This window comes from Psychrobacter sp. NG27 (assembly GCF_016106655.1).
Lineage (GTDB): Bacteria > Pseudomonadota > Gammaproteobacteria > Pseudomonadales > Moraxellaceae > Psychrobacter.
Map to the genome: position 1 here is coordinate 155,558 of NZ_JADGIN010000001.1, position 23,861 is coordinate 179,418.

The window sequence follows — 23,861 nt, forward strand, 5'->3', positions numbered from 1 at the left end:
TGTATGGGATTATTTAATCAAATGATCAGGGTGTGTCCTCATTTTAAAAATGGTGGTAAGAATGAGATAAGTGGCAGTCAAACAAAGAAAATAGCGCAGATAATATCGAGATATTAGTAAGCTATTTGACACCGTTTGGCAAGATTTAGCCATTTTTAACCCATTCAGATTACCCTCGATTAAATTGAGGACACGCCCTAGGAGGCGGATATTTATTAGGCAGAGATAGTGATACCTTTGAGCTCTAGTTGTTTCTTTATTTCTTGTGCAAATAAAATAGCGTGTTCACCATCACCATGTAGGCAAATACTTTGCGCTTCTACGGGGACAGTTTGGCCACAAACGCTGGTGACTGTTCCTTCAGTGATCATCTGCAACACATGCTTAACCGCATCATCTGTGTCAGTTATCAGAGCGTTGTCTTTGCTACGAGAGACCAGCGAGCCGTCTTTTTCATAGTTTCTATCGGCAAACACTTCTGATATGGCTTCTAAACCATGCTTCTTAGCTGATTTGACCAAATAGCCGCCGGACAAACCCATGACCTTTAGGCTTGGATCAAATCGTTTGATTTGACTTACCAAGATATCTGATAAGTCTTCATCAATAGCAGCTTGGTTGTACAATGCACCATGCGGTTTTACGTAGTCTAATGACACACCAACCAAGTCACAGAGCGCTTTGGTTGCACCCAACTGATACACCAATAAAGCACGATAATCGGCTTCGCTTAACGGCTCATGAATACGGCCAAAGTTTTCTCTATCGTTTAGACCAGGATGTGCGCCTACGCTCACGTTGTTTGCTTTTGCCAATTGCAACGTGGCTAGCATCTCGCTGTAAGAACCAGCATGAAGACCGCAGCAGACATTCGCTGAGCTGACTATCGTTAGTAATTTATCGTCTTGCCCGCAGCCTTCCGCCACATCAGCATTTAAATCAATTTTCATTGGCATACTCCTTTATTTGATCGATATAGTGTTGTCTGTTTTGCTGTTCCTTTAACGCTTGCTCTAATGACACAACGACGAACTGACAGGTTTTGCCAAATCTAATCTGTGCCATCAGACCTATGTCTGCTTGAATCACGGTTGCAATTTTTGGATAGCCACCCGTCGTTTGCCCATCCGCCATCAAAATAATCGGTTGCCCTTGTGGTGGTACCTGAATCATACCAATATCAACACCATGTGAGCTCATTTCTACAGGCTTACTAAATTCAAGCGATGTTGCTCCCTCAAGGCGGTAACCCATACGGTTGCTACTGGTTTGTAGTTTCCAAGGCTGATTTTCAAAAGCTTGTTGAGACGACTCAGTGAAGCAATCATACTCACTGCTTTTTATCACTCTAATGACATCGGTTGGCGCAAGCCGAGCCACCCCAATGACAGGCAGGTTTGATTCAGTTTTTACCGTTAAGCTGTCATCGGCTTTTAGGTATCTGCCTTCAAATCCGCCAAATCCTGCTTTGAGATTGGTGCTAACCGACTGCAATACTGGCTCAATATCGAAGCCACCGTGCACACATAAATAGCTATACATACCTTGTAGCGGGCGCAAAAGCTTGAGCGTCTGCCCAGCTGTCGCATTGATACGCCAATAGCAAGGAACACGCTTGTCGTCTAAATATGCCTCGTATAAAGCGCCTGTTAAGCAAAAACTGACACTTTCTTCAAACTGTATGGTTAGTTCACCGAGCGCTATTTCAATAGCAGGTTCGTTGGCCTCATTTTTCATCAAAGCGTTACCAGCTTGTAGCGCCCAGCTGTCCATTACGCCATTTCTACCCACACCCATACTGCGGTAACCCAGTCGTCCCGAATCTTGAATACTGGCAAGGGCACTTGCGGTTAAAATCTTCATTGATACCACCTGTTTATTTGTCTTTTTGATTCATGCATCTTTTATTTATCGCTTATTGATGAATATCAATCGCTTTAAATGTCAAAGTATCGCCTGCGTTAAGCAACGTCGGAGAGGTCTTGGTTAAATCAAATAAAGCAGTATCCGTCTGGCCGAGTAGCTGCCAACCGCCTGGAGAATCAAAAGGATAAACCCCTGTCTGCTCGCCACCGATACCCACTGATCCTGCGGGTACTTGGGTTCTAGGTACGGCATGCCTTGGGAAGTATAAGGACTCAGACAAGCCGCCAAGATAAGGAAATCCTGGCTGAAAACCGATAAAGTAAACGGTATAAGTGGCTTTAGTATGTAGATCGACAACCGCTTCAACTGAGAGGTTTAGGTCATTCGCCATGGCCGCTAGATCGGGGCCATATTTTCCACCGTAATGCACTGGTATCTCGACGTGCTTACCTTGGATGGTTTTTGAAGGGATATCATTGAGTAGATCTGAAAGCTTATCTTTAAAAGTATTCAGCTCAGCCCACGTTAATGGCACGATGAATACACTGAGCGTATTCATGCCAATCACTACTTCGATGACTTCTGGCATTTTCTGGATGCTATCTGATAAAGCCCAGCATTTTTGTTGTTTTTCTAAGGTGGTTGGTTTAGGGAAAAACAACGCTAGATTGGTTTCACTGCATATTTGCCATTGTAGTTCCATCAGTATGGGCTCCATTATCTGTTGTCTTTATTCTGACGCTAATGTCAGATTAGTTTTTCATTTTTGCGGGCAAGACTGGATTTATATATTGTCTTGTATCCATTCTTCTAGATAATGAATGCTCATTTGACCCTGACAAAACACCTCATCTTCAAACAGACGTTGATGCAAACCAATATTGGTATCAATACCCGTGATTTGCGCTTCTGATAAGGCCGCACGCATTTTTTCTATCGCTTTTTCTCTTGAACGATCTTGTACACATATCTTGGCAATCAAACTGTCATAAGATGGCGGCACGGTGTAGTTCGACTCAGCATGACTGTCTACTCTGATACCAAACCCTGCTGGCATGTGGCAGTAGTCTATGCGTCCAGCATTTGGTAAAAATGTCTGCGCGTTTTCAGCATTGATACGGCACTCAAAAGCGTGTCCGGTAATGGCGATATCACTTTGCTTGTATGCCAATGGAAGCCCTGCAGCTACTCTTATTTGCTCTTGCACAATATCGACGCCCGTCACCATCTCAGTGATGGTGTGCTCAACTTGCACACGGGTGTTCATCTCGATAAAGAAGAACTCGCCGTTTTCATATAAAAACTCAAACGTGCCTGCACCTCTATACTGCATTTGCTCACAAGCCGTGACACATGCTTGGCCGATTTTTTGGCGCTGCTCTTCGGTGATACCGGGTGCTGGCGCTTCTTCAATGACTTTTTGATGACGACGCTGCATAGAGCAATCACGCTCGCCTAAATAAATAGCATTGCCGTGAGTATCAGACATGACTTGCACTTCGATATGACGAGGTGCTTGTAAGTATTTTTCAAGATAGACGATAGCGCTACCAAAATTGGCTTTGGCTTCTGTTTGCGTCATAGAGATCGCAGAGAGTAAGTCGGCTTCTTTTTCGACCACGCGCATCCCACGACCGCCGCCACCGCTTGCCGCTTTGATAATGACTGGATAGCCAACGTCATTGGCAATCTTGATAACTTGCTCTGAATCAGCAGGCAATGCGCCATCAGAACCAGGCACACAGGGCACGCCAGCCATTGTCATTTGTTTTTTGGCTTCAACCTTGTCGCCCATGTTTCTGATATTGTCAGCCGTTGGGCCAATAAACGTGAGACCTGAGTCTTCAATCAAAGCAGCAAAGTCTGCGTTTTCAGACAAAAAGCCATAGCCTGGATGAATGGCTTGTGCGTTGGTGATTTTTGCTGCAGAAACGAGTGCTCTTTGATTGAGGTAGCTGTGCGTGGCATTGGCAGGCCCGATACAGATTTTTTCATCGGCTAGGCGTACGGGTAACGAGTCTTTGTCTGATTCAGAGTGCGCAATGACGGATTTAATACCCAGCTGCTTACAAGCTCGGATAATACGTAGAGCAATCTCGCCACGGTTGGCAATTAAGATTTTTGTGAACATATTTATTCCCTTAAAAATATAGTGTCAAATACAGTGTTTGTGCAGCGTCTATACAATATTGAGTAGCTATTGAGTGACTTTAACTGTCTGGCGCTATAATAAATAAAGGCTGTGCATATTCTACGACATCACCTTCATCGATCAGAATCTCTTGAATCGTACCATCAGCTTCTGCTTTTACTTCATGCATCATTTTCATGGCTTCAATGATACATAGGGTCTGCCCTGCTACTACCTGATCACCCACTTTAAAGAACGCCTCAGCTGTCGGCTCAGAGCGAAGATAAAAAGTACCGAGCATAGGTGCCAATACTTGAGATGAAGATGAAGAGGCAGATGAATTGGCGACCTCAGTAGTCACCGTTTCATCCATAGAACTGTTATCTGCACTGGTATTATTAGAAGTGTTATTGTGGGAGGTTACTGTACGTGATTCTGAATGAGCAGTTTTTGAGTGGCGAGTATTACCAATATGATTGCTGCTTTCATTGACATTAGCCTGACAAATGATAGAGATACGTGCATCACCATCGGTTACTTCTAATGATTGTATGTCAGCGCTTTCTGCGATTTTGATCAGCCTTTCTAGATCTGTAAAGTTAATATTCATATTATTAGCTATTCCATTAGAGTAAAAGTGAATAATTGTTTTTTATAGAAAATTTATGCGATGTAACTGATGTAAATAGGGCCCTACTTTTAAACCATACGCTTTTATTTACCGAGAGCTTTGTGGACAAACAAGATTAGATACCATTACATTTTAAAATGGCGTTTTAAAATAGCGTTGTCATCCAAAATTACAGAACTGCCAAGTCTTCATCTTTTGGGTCGCAGATAAACATATGCCCTGGTGCGTGCGTGATCATCAGTTCAGGTTTGCTGGTCATGGCTATGCTTTGAGGCGTCACACCACAAGCCCAAAATACAGGCACTTCGCCTTCTTTTATGAGTGATGCATCACCAAAATCGGGAGAATGGATATCTGTGATACCGATGACACTAGGATCTCCAATATGGATAGGCGCGCCATGTACTTGCGGAAACCGAGAGGTGGCTTGTACGGCTCTGGTGATTAACGGATAAGGTATCGGTCGCATGCTGACCACCATTTTTCCATGAAACTGTCCTGCAGGCTCAGTTTCTATATTCGTGATATACATCGGCACATTGTGATTGTCTTCGATGTGTCTGACAGGAATAGACGCATTGAGCATGGCAGACTCAAAGGAAAAGCTACATCCTAAAAGAAAGCAGACCAAGTCCTCTCTCCAATAGTCTGTTAAGTCTGACACCTCAGCTACTAGCTCGCCGAACTCGTATATTCGATACTTTGGCACATCAGACTTTAAGTCTGCGCCCTTCGCCATCAGCCGTGGTTCCGAACTACCAACATCTGTTACGTCTAAAATAGGACAAGATTTTGGGTTTCTTTGTGCAAACAATAAAAAATCATAGGCCAATTTCTTGGGTACTATGACTAAGTTTGCTTGTATGTGACCTTTGCACATGCCAGAAGTCGGCTTGTTGATTTCGTTCTTACCGATTAATGCTCTGACCTCTTGTGGCGTCATATTTGCTAAATCTAACATGATTACAACCTCTTACGTTGTGTCATTTCTGGCAGATAAAAAATTATCTAATAAAACCCGTATAAAGTTGGTGCTTTGTAACAGTATTTTATATATAGATAACTATATTATCGTTATATAACCTAGCAGAACATTTTTAAAATGACAAGACATAAGTGTTGTAAATAAACGCATGCGATACATAAGTGAGAAAAGGCAAGGAAGGGTTGATTACAAATGTAGCCATATGTTCATTTATTTTTATAGTTATTGACCGACAAGTATTTTTTATTGGCATTTATTGACGTTACTTATCTGGGCAAGTAGCAATAAGCTATTACTGTTAAATCATTTCTCTATAGCAAGAAAATTTTTAGATCAGCTGTTGAGTTGTATACCTGTAATGCGAAAAGCAGCTAGTAAACTGGCCGCTTTTTTTAATTTAAAGTATGAATAAAATTTTTAGACCTTTCAAAATGGTTGGGCTTTATACTCTATGCCCCGCCCGCACCGCGACTGGATATTTCACTGTTCTCTACCAATATAGCAGCGGCGGTTTTTTTGAGTGTTTCCCATTGCATATCATCGACATAGATGCCTTCTTTCCATGCGCGCTGATGGGTTTCAAACAATGCATCTGTCGATATTTTACGATCGAAATTCTGGATATCGTGTTCAATCTCAAAGTTTTGCGTGGCAATTTCAATGACCATATCATTGGTATTATAGTTAGCTTGCGGTTTGTCAAAAAAGTAAAGGTCAGGATAGACAAAGCCTTGATTCAATGTAAACAATGTATGTTTAGGTACAGAGCCGTTGTCCCATTTGGCCAAGCAAGCAAAGCCTTTGGCAGCCAGTCCCACCAACTCGCTATAAGCCAACCAGCGATTATGACAGTTCTGCAAATAAATATAAAAATGCGCTGAGTCGCCCATTTTTTCAAGCGCATAGTCAATGATAGTCGGCAAATGACAGGCTAAGCTACTACCATGCAGATCTAAACGGATAGCACCATCCTCTTGATGAACGATATCGATTGGCGTATCAATCTCGGTCAAGATATATGGAGTGGCATTATTAAAATGTTTGATACCATCCAATCCTGCCATCTGTAGTTCGGCGACCATAGTGGCTATCACATCAGCTTCCCCCACCTCTCGGTGCAGCCCAGTAAAAGCTTTGTATACCATCGTGACGATTTCATTGTGCGATACCATCATAAGTCAGAGCCTCCTTGCTCTATTGAGACATCAGGCAATAAAGGAAACAACCATTCATCACTATGCACTTCTGAAAATAAAGGCGCACCTTGAAACAAGGTGATTCGCACCCAGCGATCTGATCTCGGATCAAACTTGGTTGCCCCAAACATCGATAATTTACACCGTAATAGATGCATGGGTAATGCGTCTTTGTGTAAGACATTCATCTGAATATCACCCAGCTGCTTATCGCCCATTGTCCAGACGCGGCGCGCAATTGAGCGATATTTGGGTTTATTCAAGATGAACTCGGATATTAGCTGCTGTGGATTGGCTTGTTTTAAAGCCAAATATAAATGATTGGCTTGGCGGGCAATATCCAAGGACAGCTCACGATCAGCACCCGGCTCCTGACCACGTATACCCATACGTGGCTCTTCCTTATCGATGGAACGATACCAAAACCAATGGCTATTCTCAGGCTGACTAAAATCAATATCAATGGCCCAGCGATAATGCTGCTCTAAGACGTCAATTAGATCCTGAATGACTTTACCTTTTGGTAACGATAAGGCTTCATCAGCATTGACGCTTTCGAGCAATGCATCGACACGTTCAGGATACAGCTCTATTAAGCAAGAAATGATGACTTCTTGGCTCTCAAAGCTCAAATGGTCATGTGCCTGTAAAAAATCCGCCCATGTCGCATGATTATTAATGGTTGTCATCAAGTTGTTTTGTAAAATAATTAATTCACTAACAACCGTTTCATTGCGTTTGATTTGCTGCTCGTTGATGGTGACAATTTCGTTAAAATGCTGAATAGCACGTTTGATTAGACTTGCAAAATGTGCGGTTTCTTTGGGCTCAATCTGGCAAACCAATGTCGCCTGTAATGCCTCTTCACGGGTGGTCAGCCATTGGTCAACGACGCATGGATGATTGATTAAATAAGGCGCCATACCCAAACCGGTGGCATTACCAATACCCAAATAACGCTTGATTTCTGGATGCAGAACGGCGGCCTTGCTACCGCCTTTTTGTTTTGCCAAATAATCGACCCAATCAAGGCTGAATTCACGCAGCAGGTAGACAGCACACATCTGCGCTCGGAACGACTGATTAAAATCCTCGCTATGATCTAACGGCTTAAAATCATAAATACCGAACTTACCATTGCCATAGACCGCCGTGGTACGCAGGATGTAGCCCACTTGTGCGAGTACGTCAACCTCAGGCTGCTTGCCAGCCGCAAGGGAGCTGACGATATGATCAAAGACACGCACGCTTTTGTTTGCTCGTGCCAGCACCATCATCATGTTGGAGTTACGACCGGCTTCTTGTAGCGGTACGTTGGCTTGTAGATTATTCAGTAATTCTTCGCTTATCTCACCAAATACCAGCCCAAAGGTGACATCCCATTTTTGGGCAATCACTCTATCATTACGCTCGTCATCAGCCAGCTCGTTGCAGAACACCACCAAATGATACAGATGCTCTAGGGTATGTAGACGATAGATAACCTTGCCATAGCCTTGCTCATCCAAATCCCACAAATGAGTGCTGAGCGTCCATTTTTCTCTATCAATCTTACGCAATAACGTACGCACAAAGCTAACGCGGGTTTGATGCATGGCGCCCAGTCTTTGCGCATCCATAATCACATCACGAGTACGGAAACCTGTACTAAGTAAAGGCGATTTGACGTCGATACTTTTATCATTTGCATAAACCATATTCATAATGTCACTACCTTACCTAATATACTGAGCCAGCAGCTTCGTTAATTATCTCAATGAGGGTGTCTATTGGTAAATATGAAATTAGCGGCGCATGTAATGGCTGTCTCATATTTACCGTTTGGTGATCTAGAACCTTAATCAGTTTTTTGCGTCATGCTTTCTCTAGACGTTTGAGCGTTTTCGGCTTCACTGATTTTGTGTCTCACCTCTACCTGATTAGGGCGATACAAATCCTGCTCTCGTGCCATTTTCTGAGCAATCTGTGGTCCATTCCATAATGAAGGCAATAATACAAAAGAGACGGGCACGGCAGTAATAACGATAAAGGACTGCAATGCTGTCACGCCGCCCGAACCAAGCGAGATTAAAACAATCGCCGTCACACCCATCATGATGCCCCAAAAGGTGCGAATCATGGCGTTCGGCTCACGCTCGCCACTGATGACCACACTGATGGTATAAGTCATCGAATCGCCAGTGGTCACGATAAACACTGTGGTTAAAATTAAGAACAATATCGAGGTAATCAAAGGAAATGGCAGTTGCTGCGTGACGGCCAATAGCGCACCAGGTAAGTTAAAGCCTTCAAAGGCGCTACTGACACTACCGGGGTTGGCAATCTCGAATGCTAAACCAGAGCCGCCAACGACGGTGAACCAAAAGCAAGTCACAAGCGGTGCAATGATACAGACTGTGGTAATCAGTTGGCGGATAGTACGACCGCGTGAAATACGAGCGATAAATATCGCCATCATCGGGCCATAGCCTAAAAACCAACCCCAGAAGAATACCGTCCACCAGCTCAGCCAACCCTCATCACCGCGAAAGGTTGCCATTGGAACGAAGTTGTCAATCATCGTACCCACACCCTGAATGTAGCCGTTGACAATAAAATTGGTCGGTCCAAATATCAAAATAAAGACCATCAGCGCAAAAGCCAAAATGACGTTAAAGCGGCTGAGTAGCTGCATACCACGAGTCAGACCACTGATCGCAGACAACGTATAGAGTACGATGGCAAAGACAATGATGATTAGCTGAGTCGTAAACGTATCGGGAATACCGAACAATTCATTCAGCGCATAGCTGGTTTGCAACCCCAAGAAACCAATGGGACCGATAGTACCGGCAGCCACTGCCACGATACAGCAAGCATCGATGATTGCGCCCGTTTGGCCAGTGAGTACACGCTCACCAAACATAGGATATAAGAGAGTACGAGGCTTCAACGGTAAGCCTTTGTCATAATGCAGATGCATAATCACAATCGCGGTTAAACTACCTACAATCGCCCACGCCAAAAACCCCCAATGCATAAATGATTGAGACAATGCGTTAAAAGCGCGTTGCTGTAGATCGGCTGACTCACCGTATAAAGGAGGTGCTGACACGAAATGCGCGATGGGTTCAGCGGCAGCCCAAAAAACTCCGCCCCCAGCCAATAGTGTGCAGAAAAGAATAGCCATCCATTTGAAACTGTCTATCTCAGGTACGGGTAAGTTACCCAATATCACGCGACCTGTACGGCCAGCACCGACGGCCAATGCAATAACAAAGGTCGCTAATAGCAAAATCTGCCAAAAAGGTCCAAATATCTTGACGGACCATGCGAAGCCCATTTCAACTATTTTTGCTAAGCGTGCTTCTGCAAAAATAGCCATCAAAACAAAGGCTACAATGAATCCGCCACTATACCAAAACGCGGGATTTTTGAGACCTAACGTATCGGTAGAAATAGCGGCGGCTTTGCTGTCATTTGCTCCTTGATTAACAGGCGCTGAGCGTCCTTGCTCATCTTGATTAAATCCCTTTAAATCGGCCATGATGTGGCTCCATATACTAATGCTAACGTTGCGTTTTAGATCAGAGTGGTAGCAATGAGGGTATAATCAGACGACCTCACTATACATACGATCTAATTCAAAATTACCTACTTCAAATGGCTATGCGCTATAAAACGTCTGTCGCTTTATAGCAATGTCGATCGCCCATTTACTACAATTAGTTTTCAAAATAGTTGGTCAAGCCAAAGGTTTTAATCCTTGCTCTAAAAAATCGAACCAGTTTTGACCGATGACTTTTCCAGCATCGCTTTCGTTAAAACCATGCTTGAGCAGACCGTTATAGATATTTTCCATACCGTCTTTGCCAGCGAACCATGGCAAAGTATCTGGCCAACCTGAATTATTGGCGTTGCCTTCGCCATAATCCATCGCTTTTGACCAGCGACCATTACGCATCCACTCAAGCACGGCTTGCGGTTGATTGAGACATAAATCACTGCCAATCGCTAAATGCTCCACGCCATACTTATCAGCGCAATTAGCAATCATGGTGCAGAAATCATCAAGCGTACATGCGCTACCATTTGGCAAATGGAACGGATATAAACTAAACCCTAACAACCCGCCTGCTTGAGTCAAGGCGCTAATGACCGTGTCCGATTTATTACGCAGGGCCTCATGAGCCGTGGCGGGATTGGCATGGCTGATACATATCGGACGCGATGAAACTTCTATCGCCTCAAGCGTTGAACGCTCAGCACTGTGTGACATGTCGATAATCATACCAACACGATTCATCTCAGCGATGGCTTGCTGACCAAATCGAGTAATGCCACTGTCATTCTGCTCATAGCAACCTGTCGCTAGTAAGCTCTGGTTATTGTAAGTCAGCTGCATAATCAATAGACCCAGACGACGCATCACGCTAATCAAACCAATTTCATCGTCGATTGGTGAGCAATTTTGCGCGCCAAACAAGATGCCAACTTTGCCTTGCTCTTTTGCCGTTTTAATATCAGCCACTGAGTACACAGGCAAGATAAGATCTGAATTTTGCTCAAAGCGTGCATGCCATTCAGCAAAGCGAGTCGTGGTTTGGCGAGCGTCTTCGTGATAGACCAAGGTCGCGTGTACTGCATTGATACCACTGGCTTGCAGCATCTTAAAATAATCGCGATCCCAATGGCTATACTGTAATCCGTCAATGACGATATGATCTTGGTACATATCAATTCCCTTTAATACTTTTATAAGTGACCGCTATCATTTGCTATTCAGTGCGTGTTTACACCCTGTCACCTCGATAGCGGCTAACATGCTTATCAATAAGGTTTCTAATACGCTTTTTGATAAGCGGTCTTGACGATGGTATAAAACTCTTTGGCATATTGACCTTGCTCACGCGGGCCAAAGCTTGACTGTTTACGGCCACCAAACGGTACATGATAGTCCGTACCTGCAGTTGCTAGATTGACCATGACACAGCCTGCTTGTACTTGCTCTTTGAACATCGCACTGCTACGTAAGCTCTGGGTGATGATGCCGCCCGTCAGACCAAATCGCGTATCATTGGTCATCGCAATCGCTTCTTCTAGATTTTTGACACGCAAGACACATGCCAGCGGGGCAAACACTTCTTCTTGGTTAATATCCCAGCTGTTATCCGTCTCAGTAAACAACGTGGGCGACATATAGTAGCCGTCATGCGGCATCTCTAAACGCTCACCACCAAACACTAAATTAGCACCAGATTGCTTGGCTTTTTCGATCCAGTCCATATTGGATGCCAGCTGCTTGTCATCGACAACAGGGCCCATAAATATGCCGTCTTCAAGCGCATGGCCAACTTTTAGGGTTTTCATTTTGGCAATCACACCGTCTACAAACGCATCATGAATACCGTCCATCACAATAAGACGTGAAGAAGCCGTACATTTCTGACCCGAACCGCCAAACGCACCAGCCACTGCCGCATCGATAGCGACTTGCAAATCGGCATCGTCAGCGATAACCAAGGCGTTTTTGCTGCCCATCTCAAGCTGACAACGGATAAAGTTTGGTGCCGTCGCAGCAGCAACTTTGCGACCTGTTGGTACAGAGCCCGTAAAGCTAACCGCGTCGATGTCTGTAGAATTAATGAGCGCATCACCGACTGACGAGCCGCCACCCAACAGTAAGTTAAACGTACCTTCTGGCAGGCCTTGACGGTGAATAATTTCAGCCAATGCCACTGCGCTGGCAGGTGTTAAATTGGCAGGCTTCCAAATGACGCTGTTACCAAACGCTAGTGCTGGTGCGATTTTCCACACAGCGGTGGCCGTTGGGAAGTTCCAAGGTGAGATAATCGCGACCACACCGACTGCTTCACGGGTGACTTCGACTTTAACCCCAGGGCGCACTGAATCAGCCGTATCACCCATTTGGCGCAATACTTCAGCGGCATAATAATGAAAGAACTGACCTGCGCGGTAAATCTCACCGCGACCTTCCGCAAACGGCTTACCTTCTTCAAGAGACAACAGCGTACCTAGCTCATCACAGCGAGCAATCATTTCATCGCCAATCGCTTGTAGGATAGACTGCTTTTTTTCTAAAGGAGTCGCTTCCCACTTTGGCTGGGCTTGACGCGCCGCCGCGATGGCATCTTTGACTTGGTCGCCACTGGCTTGTGCGAACTCGCCGATAGTGTCAGTGATATCAGATGGATTGATATTGGCAAGTGTGTCCACGCCTGCCTGCCATTCACCATTGATGTAAAGTGATTTGGTTGGGTCTTGCTGCAATATCTGTTGGGCGGTGTGAGCTGACATAAGAGCTTCCTTGATAAAGTATTAAATATTTGATTTATTGACTAGAGTACATTCAAAATTTAGGGCACAGCGGCATATACGACCAGCTCAACCAGCATCTCCTCTCGTGCCAATCCGGCTATCACCAGTGCCGCACGATTAGGATATGGTGCTTCAAAGTATTCGGCGTAGACTTGATTGACCGTTTTTAGATAGTCGCGATCGGTCACATAGATCATGACCTGTAGTACCGAACCCATGCCAACATTGGCACATTCTAATGTGTGCTTAAGATTGTCTAGCGTTTGACGGGTTTGCGCTTCGATACCACCTGCAACCACATCACCATTCTCATCGATAGGAATCTGCGCAGTGTACAGCGTACCATTGCTGGTGATCGCCCATTCTAAAGGGGCTTTAGACGCATAAAGTGAGGTTTTGATGGCTTGTTTGGTTGAGTGAGTCGTCATGTCGTCAGATCCTTTGATAAGTGGTTTCAGCAGTAAGCAATCTGAAATTTATTTAATCATTGCCAGCTGCTATATAACTTATCCTACTTAATTAACAACGATAAATCTAACTAATTAAATTTGAGTTTTGATAGATTTAATCTATCATTTAAGATAAATTATGGAAAAACAGTCTTGGATGGTCTGAATATGAAGCTACAGCAATTACGTCATTTTTTATTTGTGGTAGAAGAAGGCGGCTTTCGTGCGGCGGCTGATCGCGCTAACCGTTCGCAAGCCGCTTTATCAGCCTCGATAAAGGAATTAGAAAAAACGTTAGGTCAGCGTTTATTTGAAGTGGGAAACAAAGCCATATTGACGCCCTTTGGTGAAACCTGTTTACCAAAAATCAAGCAATTTATAAATATATATCAAGCATTTGAAGACGATTTAAAAGCATCCGCAGCTGGCGACAAAGGTAAAATAAGAATTGCAAGCGTGCCATCATTAGTGACCAAGTTACTGCCCAGTGTATTGGTCGAATACTCAAAAAAATATCCTGATATTGAGATTGTACTGATAGATGATAACTCTGTCGGTGTGGCCAATCGATTGTTAGCCAGAGAAATTGATTTAGCATTGGGCAATTGCACCAGTATTGATCAAACGAATATAGATTTTACGCTACTAATATCAGATCCCATTGGCGTGGTTTGTCTTAAAGCCAATGCGCTGAACAACGAGTTAAATCAGTCGCAAGGGCTAAGCTGGCAACAACTCATGACCCAGCCTTTTATCTATAATGGCACTTGCAGATTGCTCGAAAATACGCCAGCTGAGGCGCTCAATCGTAGGGCAAGGTACACGGTAGAAAACATTACATCGCTGTTTTCTTTATTGCGTAATGATCTAGGTATCACTACTTTACCCAAGCTTGCCTTCCCTGCGAATGAGCCGGAACTAGTTTGGATAAATTTAGTTGACCCGTCTTTGAACCGACAGATCGGTATCTTTAAACTCGCTGACAAGTCGATCTCCCCGCCCGCTCAAGCGTTTTATGATCTGTGTGTGACGTATGTGCAAGAGCATTACTGGCTATAAGTGATCAAAATAAGAGGACTTCCAAATAAGAAAACGGCTCGTGAATATTTTGATATTCACCAGCCGTTTTCTTATTTTATGGCAGAAATTCAATATGCTCTAAAAAGTATATTTGGCCATGACTTCGATTTGTTGACCTGCTGGCATCCATGGGAGTGTGGTTTTATTTTGTTCTCGCCATTCAATACCAACATCTAGATCTGGTAAATACTCATAGATAAGGTTCGCGCTTTTTACAGTGGCAGAAGTGTCTGCCGCATCGTCTACATTTACCTCACCATAACGCAAGTTACCTCGCAGCTTCTGGGTAAATTGATGCTTATATCCTACGCTATAACCAGTTTGCGATATCAGCTTTCCATCTTCCGCATCGCAATCTGCACCGCCCGTCCTGCCCAAAGGCCCACCCACACATATCGCTGAATAAGCACCCATCCCATCACCGCTGTATACGTTTGCATGTAATGAGTCATCGCCTACCTTGAGCTTGCCAGCCAACGAGACACCCACACCCGTATCTGAGTCCTCTCCGTTTTTGACGTCACGAGCAGTGATCGCTACATTGTAGTCAAAGTTAGACAGACTGTTTTTATAACTCACGACCAAATCAGGCAGGTTAGCGTTATCATAGGCAGGCTCTTGGGCGCTGAATCGAAATCCTTTATGAGTATAGTGCAAGGTCAAATCTGGTCGAATATAAGAGCCGCCGCCGGATATCGTCCCCACACCCGTACCCCAAAAATCTATTTGCTCCGTTAATAGCGGCGCGACTGCTAAGAACTGCCCATTCCAAGTCTTACCGACTGTCAAATCATCCAGCTGAATATAAGCATGACGTAAGCGCAGGTTTGAGCCGCCTGTGGCATAGTCACCATAAAAATCGCCTTCAATAAACCCAGTCAGCTTTTTATCTTCAACAGTTTTAGTGGTTTTAACATTGATACGAGACTGACGCAGATTGCCTTTGAACTCCGACTCACCATCATCTGGACTGTTAAACAGCCCTTCTGCCTTGATATAACCGCCGATACTTAGACTGGTATCACCTTTAGTCACAATCTCTATCGCTTGCGCGGAGGCAGCACTTGCCAAAATCGCCACACCTAACGACAGTCTTTTTATATAAAGCATTATCCATACACTCCGTGTTTTGTTTTGATATCCGTATCAATCACAATGGCTATATTTTTATAAATCTCAGTACCTTCTTGCTCGTTATCAGTAAGCTTCTCTCCTAATAATTACTTTAAAAAATTGTCTTTTAAACAAACGGTCTTTTAAGAATTCGACCCTCTGCTTTTTGCTCGTACTTACTCCGTGGTCTTTGTCATATAAAGACCACCCCTTTGATACTCTAAAATTGATAAACTGAATGCTTGAGTGTTATCAGTCTTGGCTGATATTCTCTAGCGCAGCAATGGCCAATTTTTGCGACTCACTAATAGGCTTTTTCTGTCCACTCAGTTTATCCAGATAGACCAAAACTGACTCACCGATGGCAACGATTTGCTTTTGTACGGTGCTATAGTATGTATATTCATGAACTAAGCTTGAGTTACCAATCTTTTTGGCTTTCACCCCGATCCATAGCTGGTCAGGATACGTTACTGACTTGAGATATTGGCATGATGAGGCTGCCATCACCGAAGAAGTCTGTTCATTGAATAAGTTCAATTTTCGGTTGTAATAGATACGGGCATTTTGGGCATACTCATAATAAACGACGTTATTAACATGACCAAAGGTATCCATGTCACCCCATTCAACTTGCTGAGAATAAACCACTGCAAAGTCATGTAATGGATGGCTCTCATCTGCGCTGAGCGCTTCTTTTATTTCTGGGAATATAGCGACCGCTTCCATAGTGCTCTCTTTTATTGATAATCCATTGGTTGTAGCAAAAGTAACTAGCTTCGACAGCAATCAGCGGCAATAGTAATTGTTACACTGACTCAAATCCCTATGTCCTAATTAAAGTGATTGCTCTGCATACATCAAACGCATTCTTTTTTTATCGAGTTTGCCAACGCTGGTCTTTGGCATATCTGACAAAAACCTAATCTCACTTGGTACGCCATACTTTGGCAGATGGCCTCTCTCTACTGCTTGATGACCCAACGCCAAGATATCTTCCATTTTTGTTTCGACATAGTCTGGTTTTAACACAATCAATGCCAAAGGACGCTCGCCCCAGCGCTCATCTGGCACACCAATGACCGCAATATCAGCGACACTCGGGTGAAAGGACAAAATAGTTTCGACCTCAAGCGAGGACACCCATTCGCCGCCAGATTTTATGACATCTTTGAGCCTATCCGTGATGCTGAGCGTACCATCAGCGGTCATGCAGGCAATATCTTGAGTATGCATCCAGCCACCTTTCCACAGCGTATTGCCTGCTTCTGTGTTTTTAAAATAACTTTGGGTCAACCACGGCGCTCGTATCACAAGCTCGCCCGTTGATTTGCCATCCATTGGTTGTGGCTTGCCGTTTTCATCCCAAATTTCCATCGATACCAGCATAATGGGAGAGCCTGATAGACAGCGATAATTGAGATTGTCCTCCAGCGCCATGGACGCTGTTTTGTCGTCGAATACCGCGCGGGACAGCACAGGGCAGGATTCTGACATACCAAAACCCGACATAAATTCTATACCACATTCTATAGCTGCTTTGGCCAAGCCTTCGTTTAACTTTGAGCCACCTAGTAGCAGTTTAAGACCATCGAATTTGCGGCCACGCTCAGCCATCTCTTTGAGTAGCATCTGTAATATTGCGGGGACGCCGTGAGACAGCGTGACTTTGTGCTGCTCAATTAGATCAACTAACTTTGGTGCCAGATACCGTCCCGGATAGACCTGCTTGAGCCCTATCATGGTTGCCCCATATGGCCAGCACCATGCATGAACATGGAATAAAGGCGTCATTGGCATATAGACATCGTTATAGCGCGCGCCTTGACCTTCGGCATTGAGTGCAGATGCCAAAGTACTCGCCATCGTCTGTAGTACGATCTGTCGATGGGTAAAGAACACCCCTTTTGGGTCACCTGTGGTGCCACTTGTATAGAATGTGGTAGCAATAGTATTTTCATCAAAGTCAGGGAAATCAAAGTCATCGCTCACCGCTGCGAGCAATCCCTCATACTCACCATCGACATAGTCTGGCAGCTCGGCTTTATCACCCTCTGCATCATCAGCCCACAGTACATGCTCAATAGAAGGCGCATCATCACGATAGTCCTTGACCATTGGTGCAAATTCAGCATTCAATATCAGTGCTTTTGGCGCAGCATGGTTGACGGTATATAGCACTTTATCTTCAGATAGGCGCACATTAACCGTCTGCAAAATCATGCCAGACATCGGCACTGCAAAGTACGCCTCAAGGTAACGATGACTGTCCCAATCCATGACAGCCACCACATCACCTGCTTGTAGACCCATATTTTTTAGCACATTGGCCAAGCGATTGATGCGCTGAAAAAACTCAGCATAGGTATACGTCATTTTGTCGGCATAGCTGATGGTTTGGTTGGTAGAGGCAATCTTGGCGCGGTTGAGTAGCTGCTTAATGATCAAAGGGAAATCATATGCACCTTCGGCCTGCTGGTAGTTTTCGTGTTGGTTGAGTACGGTTGTCATGGTATCTTCCTTGATAATAAATCGTCCTTGATATAGTCAATCCTCTATAAAAGAGTGACAGCGTTAACCTCACTTGAAGTATCACATATACATCTGCGCTCGGTTGCCTTGTCTCTCTTTTAAACTGAATCAACTATAATCAGTAATGTGGCGAGATCGCTTTTGAGAATTAGACTCGCTCTATCACCATGGCAAGTCCTTGGCCAATGCCAATGCATAGACTGACCACGGCATATTTACCGCCGGTACGTTGTAGCTCGCGCGCCGTGCTCAAGGCGATTCTCGCACCTGACGCCCCAAGCGGATGTCCGACAGCGATAGCACCGCCATTAGGATTCACTCGCTCATCATCAAACTCAATATCCAAACCCTTAAGGCAGCCAAGTACTTGTGAGGCAAACGCTTCATTAATCTCAATGACGGACATATCATCTAGGGTTAAATCAGACCGTTTTAGCGCCAGTTTGATGGCTTCGACAGGGCCCACACCCATTATATTTGGCTCAATGCCCATCGCACCCGATGATAAGATCTTGGCGATTGGCTTAAAGCCTAGCTTTTCCTCTGCTTGTTTTGAGCCGATGATTAACGCTGCTGCACCATCGTTAATGCCAGATGCATTGCCTGCCGTGACCACACCGTCTTTATTTAAGGGCTTGAGGTTTTTCAATGCGTCAACCGTTGAGCTGGCACGAGGATGCTCGTCCTCTGTGACGGTTTTGTCTGGTTGTTTTTTACCTTGTGGGACAGTGATAGGTGTTATTTCATCGTCAAAAAACCCAGCTTGTTTGGCAGCTTGGTACTTCGCTTGCGATGCTGCGGCAAACCTATCAGCCTCTTCACGAGTGATACCGTATTTGTGGGCGACATTATCACCAGTTTGCGGCATGCTATCACTACCGAACTGCTCTGCAATGAGCGGATTGGGGAATCGACTGCCAATGGTCGTATCAAACACTTTGAAATCACGGCTAAAAGGCTGTGCAGTCTTGGCAAAGACGAATGGTGCACGCGTCATTGATTCGACACCGCCTGCTAGTATGATGTCTCCTTCGTTACAGGTAATACTGCGAGCAGCATCGACCACAGTCGATAGCCCTGATGCACATAGACGGTTGATAGTTTGACCAGGCGTTGTAACGTCTAACCCTGCCAGCAACGCAGCGTTGCGAGCGATGTTGCGAGAGTCTTCACCTGCTTGATTGGCGCTGCCTAGCAGCACTTCATCAAAAATATCGCTTGGCAACTGGTGTTTGTCGACTAATGCCTTGATCACCGTGGCGACCAAATCGTCAGGACGTACGGTGGCAAGTGCCCCAACGTATCGACCGAATGGGCTTCTTAATCCGTCATAAATATAGGCGTTTAACATAACGATTCCTTGTTTTTAAATTTATTACTTTTTAAATTGTTTTTAAAGTCTGTATGACAGTCTGCTCAAATGACTCAATTATTAAAGCGAGCAATTGGTTTGCTGCGTAAGTAGTGAGATACCAAGTGTCGCACGGCGCTGTAGCCATGGACTTGGGCGATAACGCGGGTCACCTGTCAACTTATAAATGCGTGTCAGAATAAGCAGAATACGCTGAGCGCCTAACTTATCGCCCCAAGAGATGGGGCCAGATGGGTAACCTAACCCCAGCTTGACAGCATTATCAATATCCTCAGGCGTCGCAATGCCTTGCATGGCAATATCACAGCCCAAATTAATCACCATAGCCACCACACGCTGCGCCACAAACCCTGTGCTTTCGCCAATCAATGTGGCCATTGGATCTATCTGCTTTTCTGCTTGGTTCTCGGTAGCGTGACTTTCAGTCGCCTGATGCTCTGCACCTTTAGCAAACAACGCATAAGCCTGTGCCACAAATTTGGTCTGCGTCACTACACTTGGCATTAAGGTGCGGTGTTTTGATAAATCAGTTAACATATCGATGGCTACGGTTTGAGCGGGGTCAACCTGATACCGGATAGCCGCATGAGTCGTGTCCTCGCCATAAGTTGCTAACAATACTAAACTGTCCGCTGCGGGCTGCTCATTGGTATCGATAGCGATGCCTTGCATATTTAGATAATCGACCAGCTGATTTCTATCCTCTACCAAATCAGCACCGATCCACACTGAGGTGATGGCAGTCTCAGATATTGATGTGACATGTGGCGCTATGCTATTGATGGTAGATTTTTGGCCATCTTGTTTTTTATTTTCTGTGTAGTGATAAAAACCTTCACCCACTTTACGACCCAGCTTTTTGCCAGTCAGCATTTGATGGGTCAATGGGTGCGGACGATAGCGCGGTTCTTGATAGTACTGATGATAAATGGACTCCATGACTGGATGCGACACATCAATTCCTGTGAGATCCATTAGCTCAAATGGCCCCATGCGAAAACCTGCCCCGTCACGCAAGATACGGTCAATCTCCTCAAAACTGGCGACCCCTTCACCCACTATTTTTAATGACTCTGTCCCATACGCGCGTCCTGCATGATTGACAATAAAGCCCGGTGTGTCTTTTGCCACCACACCCAAGTGCCCCATGCGTATAGCCAAATCGTTAAGTACTTGCGTGGTTGCAGGGTGAGTTGAGATACCAGGGATCACCTCTACAATTTTCATCAACGGCACTGGGTTAAAAAAGTGAAACCCTGCGACTCGCTCTGGGTAATTACAGTCAGCAGCGATTGCCGTCACTGATAAAGAAGAAGTATTCGTTGCCAAAATTGTCTCGGTAGTGACGATCGTCTCTAACTGTTTAAACAGCTGCTTTTTGATAGCCAGATCTTCGATGATGGCTTCGATTACCACATCTGCTTGCGCAATTTCGGACAGCTCAGAGATGACGACCAGCTTTTGTAACGTACTAGCAAGCTGCGCATCGGTAAACTTGCCCTTGGCAGTTAGCTTTTCAAGCATCGCTTGTAACGACTGGCGGCCTTGCTCAGCAGCGCCTGCTTTTGCATCAAATAAAAGCACGGTAATACCTGCTTGCACGGCGATTTGGGCAATACCCATACCCATAATACCGGTGCCAATAATGGCGATTGTGTTCACGGTCATAATGATTCTCTATTCTGTATTAAGGAAGTATTGATTGGTTGGATAGTGAATGATTGGATAGAGCATCATCAAACACATGCCAATCACTTAGCAGCCTTTATAGACAGGGCTACGTTTTTCCAAAAAGGCGCGAGCACCCTCTTTTTGGTCATCGGTATCAAACAACATCTGAAACGCTTTGCGCTCCAACGCCAATGCACCCTGCAAAGGCATATCCGCACCTAACATTGACACCTCTTTGATTTGTGCCAATGCAATAGGAGAGTAAGCTGCCAACTGCGTGGCCATCTCGATAGCGCGCGTGATAGTCACCGCATCCTCCACCACTTCAGACACTAGGCCCATTTGATCGGCCTCATCAGCACTGATCATATCGCCAGTCAGCACCATCTTCATGGCCTTGTGCTTACCAATCGCGCGAAACAGTCGCTGCGTGCCCCCTGCTCCTGGCATTAGTCCTATTTTGATCTCTGGTTGTCCGAACTTGGCTGACCTACCCGCGATAATGATGTCTGCATGCATGGCCAGCTCACAGCCACCGCCCAGCGCATAACCATTGACTGCGGCAATGATCGGCTTCTGGCAATTACTAATAGCGTCCCAATAACGCTCACTATGACGCAGATACATATCGGCTGTTTTGGCAGTCAAGAACGCATTGATATCGGCACCAGCAGCAAATACCTTCTCGCCGCCTGTCAGCACAATGGCTCTGGTGTCTAGGTCATCATTAAGTTGAATGAATAGATCTGCCAGCTGCTGACGTAGCTCAGCATTTAAAGCGTTACGAACGTTAGGTCGATTGAGTGTGATAACACTGACGCCATCTCCTTTTTGCTCACAAATAACGAGTTGCTCTTCCATGATCACTCCCTTAGACATCTCTTTTCGATAAGTATAGAAATCTTTTTAAAAAATTTTATGTATGTGAATTTATGAATTAAATACCGCATAGCGATATCAAAAACCAATATATACTGTTTATTTTCATTTGTGAAGTATAAAAAACTCTTAAATTGAAATTTATATTGGCATTAAAAGACTATTAATTTATAAAAATACCGCAATGCGGTTTTTTAAACCAAAAGTATTGTAATTTGATAATTCATCGATTATGCTGTTTATCCAAGGGCATTCGCTTTCTTTAAAAAGTTATTTTAAACGGCTCCTTTAGACAGTCGAATTTGGAACAGCCAAATATAAAACAGTCCTATTTGCAAGTTATAAGCGTCATAACGCTACGATCCATATTGGATATTCATCAAACAAGGAAGTTTCACATGATTAGAGATAAAGAGACACTCGACCACATCACTCAGACCATCCGTCAGTTTGTAAACGATCAGCTGGTGCCTATGGAGCACTGGGTGGCAGAGAACGACCGCCTACCAGAAGATATCATTCAGCAGATGCGTGACTTGGGGCTATTTGGATTAACCATTCCTGAAGCCTATGGTGGGCTTGGTGTGACCATGGAAGAAGAAGTCACATTGGCATTTGAGTTGGGGCGTACCTCTCCCGCCTTTCGCTCGCTAATCGGTACCAATAATGGTATTGGCTCATCAGGTTTGGTCATTGATGGCACCGAGGCGCAAAAACAAAAATACTTGCCAAGGCTTGCCAGTGGTGAAATTATTGGCTCGTTTTGTTTGACGGAGCCTGAATCTGGCTCAGATGCGGCCTCTCTCAGAACCACTGCTATCAAAGACGGTGACACTTATATCATAAATGGCACCAAGCGCTATATTACCAATGCACCGCAAGCTGGCATCTTTACCGTCATGGCGCGCACCGACCCACAAAACAAACGTTCTGGTGGTATTTCAGCGTTTATCGTGGAGAGCGACACCCCAGGTATCACCTTGGGTAAAATCGATAAAAAAATGGGGCAAAAAGGCGCGCATACCTGTGATGTCATCTTTGATAACTGTGTCGTACCTGCAGATGCATTGATTGGCGGCGTTGAAGGAGTTGGTTTTAAAACTGCCATGAAAGTTCTTGATAAAGGTCGATTGCATATTGCGGCAGCAAGTACAGGGGCTGCCACTCGCATGCTGGATGATGCCCTAAAGTATGCCGTCGAGCGTAAGCAGTTCGGTCAACCGATTGCCAGTTTTCAGCTCATTCAAGGCATGCTTGCAGATTCAAAAGCGGAAATCTATGCTGCCAAATCGATGGTACTCGATGCCTCACGTCTGCGTGATGAGGGCAAAGATGTGGTCACAGAATCCTCATGCGCAAAAATGTTTGCCACTGAGATGTGTGGCCGTGTGGCTGACAGAGCTGTACAGATTCATGGTGGTGCCGGTTATATCGCAGACTATGGTATTGAGCGTTTCTACCGTGATGTCCGCTTATATCGTTTGTATGAAGGCACGACCCAAATCCAGCAAGTCATTATCGCCCGCAATATGATTAAAGAAGTCAGCGAGTAAACATCTCTTAACCGTCAACGTGTATCACGGTATTTGCTAGGATGCAGATACCGTCTCTCCCCTCTTATTAGATTATTTCTCATAT

General features: G+C 44.8%; 20 protein-coding genes. 2 read left to right on the forward strand and 18 right to left on the reverse strand.

The annotated features are described in order from the left end of the window. Nucleotides 1-215 precede the first annotated feature (215 nt). The 12 genes from pxpA to IP485_RS00700 form a co-directional block, all read right to left on the reverse strand. The gene (pxpA, locus tag IP485_RS00645) at nt 216-950 is read right to left on the reverse strand and encodes a 5-oxoprolinase subunit PxpA (protein ID WP_198325562.1); all 735 of its coding nucleotides are present in this window, start codon (nt 948-950) and stop codon (nt 216-218) included. Next, nucleotides 940-1,863: a biotin-dependent carboxyltransferase family protein gene (locus IP485_RS00650; protein ID WP_198325563.1), complete on the reverse strand. Its 924-nt coding sequence runs from the start codon at nt 1,861-1,863 to the stop codon at nt 940-942. The genes pxpA and IP485_RS00650 overlap by 11 nt, the downstream gene beginning before the upstream one ends. Before the next feature lie 52 nt (nt 1,864-1,915). Further along, nucleotides 1,916-2,569: a 5-oxoprolinase subunit PxpB gene (pxpB, locus tag IP485_RS00655; RefSeq protein ID WP_198325564.1), complete on the reverse strand. Its 654-nt coding sequence runs from the start codon at nt 2,567-2,569 to the stop codon at nt 1,916-1,918. Between the two features lie 81 nt (nt 2,570-2,650). Continuing rightward, nucleotides 2,651-3,997, reverse strand: a complete 1,347-nt coding sequence (gene accC / locus IP485_RS00660) for an acetyl-CoA carboxylase biotin carboxylase subunit (RefSeq protein WP_198325565.1) — start codon at nt 3,995-3,997, stop codon at nt 2,651-2,653. Nucleotides 3,998-4,076: 79 nt separating this feature from the next. Beyond that, nucleotides 4,077-4,607 carry an acetyl-CoA carboxylase biotin carboxyl carrier protein gene (locus tag IP485_RS00665; protein WP_198325566.1) on the reverse strand — a complete coding sequence of 177 codons (531 nt, stop codon included), beginning with the start codon at nt 4,605-4,607 and terminating at the stop codon, nt 4,077-4,079. A 190-nt stretch (nt 4,608-4,797) separates the two neighbouring features. After that, nucleotides 4,798-5,589 carry a putative hydro-lyase gene (locus IP485_RS00670; RefSeq protein ID WP_198325567.1) on the reverse strand — a complete coding sequence of 264 codons (792 nt, stop codon included), beginning with the start codon at nt 5,587-5,589 and terminating at the stop codon, nt 4,798-4,800. Between the two features lie 473 nt (nt 5,590-6,062). Next, a complete protein-coding gene (locus IP485_RS00675) occupies nt 6,063-6,788 on the reverse strand; it encodes a DUF3726 domain-containing protein (RefSeq protein WP_198325568.1) in 726 nt (241 codons plus the stop codon). Continuing rightward, nucleotides 6,785-8,512, reverse strand: coding sequence for a hypothetical protein (locus IP485_RS00680; protein WP_198325569.1), 1,728 nt, complete (start codon nt 8,510-8,512; stop codon nt 6,785-6,787). Before IP485_RS00680 ends, IP485_RS00675 begins: the two co-directional genes overlap by 4 nt. A gap of 134 nt (nt 8,513-8,646) precedes the next feature. Continuing rightward, nucleotides 8,647-10,335, reverse strand: a complete 1,689-nt coding sequence (locus IP485_RS00685) for a BCCT family transporter (protein WP_198325570.1) — start codon at nt 10,333-10,335, stop codon at nt 8,647-8,649. 198 nt (nt 10,336-10,533) lie between these two features. Then, nucleotides 10,534-11,523: a membrane dipeptidase gene (locus tag IP485_RS00690; RefSeq protein ID WP_198325571.1), complete on the reverse strand. Its 990-nt coding sequence runs from the start codon at nt 11,521-11,523 to the stop codon at nt 10,534-10,536. Between the two features lie 107 nt (nt 11,524-11,630). Further along, nucleotides 11,631-13,106 (reverse strand): aldehyde dehydrogenase family protein, encoded by a 1,476-nt coding sequence (locus IP485_RS00695; protein ID WP_198325572.1) that lies wholly within the window; start codon nt 13,104-13,106, stop codon nt 11,631-11,633. 59 nt (nt 13,107-13,165) lie between these two features. Beyond that, a complete protein-coding gene (locus tag IP485_RS00700; RefSeq protein WP_198325573.1) occupies nt 13,166-13,555 on the reverse strand; it encodes a RidA family protein in 390 nt (129 codons plus the stop codon). Nucleotides 13,556-13,744: 189 nt separating this feature from the next. Between IP485_RS00700 and IP485_RS00705 the strand changes: the two genes are divergently transcribed. Beyond that, nucleotides 13,745-14,635 carry a LysR family transcriptional regulator gene (locus tag IP485_RS00705; RefSeq protein WP_198325574.1) on the forward strand — a complete coding sequence of 297 codons (891 nt, stop codon included), beginning with the start codon at nt 13,745-13,747 and terminating at the stop codon, nt 14,633-14,635. 99 nt (nt 14,636-14,734) lie between these two features. On the opposite strand, the gene IP485_RS00710 is transcribed toward IP485_RS00705, so the two are convergent. The 6 genes from IP485_RS00710 to IP485_RS00735 form a co-directional block, all read right to left on the reverse strand. After that, on the reverse strand, nt 14,735-15,766 hold the full coding sequence (locus tag IP485_RS00710; RefSeq protein ID WP_198325575.1) for a porin: 1,032 nt from the start codon (nt 15,764-15,766) through the stop codon (nt 14,735-14,737). 255 nt (nt 15,767-16,021) lie between these two features. Further along, nucleotides 16,022-16,498: an acyl-CoA thioesterase gene (locus tag IP485_RS00715; protein WP_198325576.1), complete on the reverse strand. Its 477-nt coding sequence runs from the start codon at nt 16,496-16,498 to the stop codon at nt 16,022-16,024. A gap of 108 nt (nt 16,499-16,606) precedes the next feature. Beyond that, complete coding sequence (locus IP485_RS00720; protein ID WP_198325577.1) at nt 16,607-18,280, reverse strand: long-chain-fatty-acid--CoA ligase; 1,674 nt, start codon at nt 18,278-18,280, stop codon at nt 16,607-16,609. A gap of 169 nt (nt 18,281-18,449) precedes the next feature. Beyond that, nucleotides 18,450-19,652: a 3-oxoadipyl-CoA thiolase gene (locus tag IP485_RS00725; protein WP_198325578.1), complete on the reverse strand. Its 1,203-nt coding sequence runs from the start codon at nt 19,650-19,652 to the stop codon at nt 18,450-18,452. 81 nt (nt 19,653-19,733) lie between these two features. Continuing rightward, on the reverse strand, nt 19,734-21,347 hold the full coding sequence (locus tag IP485_RS00730) for a 3-hydroxyacyl-CoA dehydrogenase (RefSeq protein ID WP_198325985.1): 1,614 nt from the start codon (nt 21,345-21,347) through the stop codon (nt 19,734-19,736). A gap of 81 nt (nt 21,348-21,428) precedes the next feature. Continuing rightward, the gene (locus tag IP485_RS00735; RefSeq protein WP_198325579.1) at nt 21,429-22,205 is read right to left on the reverse strand and encodes an enoyl-CoA hydratase; all 777 of its coding nucleotides are present in this window, start codon (nt 22,203-22,205) and stop codon (nt 21,429-21,431) included. Nucleotides 22,206-22,621: 416 nt separating this feature from the next. Here IP485_RS00735 and IP485_RS00740 point away from each other — a divergent pair, with 416 nt between their 5' ends. Next, nucleotides 22,622-23,776 (forward strand): acyl-CoA dehydrogenase family protein, encoded by a 1,155-nt coding sequence (locus IP485_RS00740; RefSeq protein ID WP_194365346.1) that lies wholly within the window; start codon nt 22,622-22,624, stop codon nt 23,774-23,776. Nucleotides 23,777-23,861: the final 85 nt, after the last annotated feature.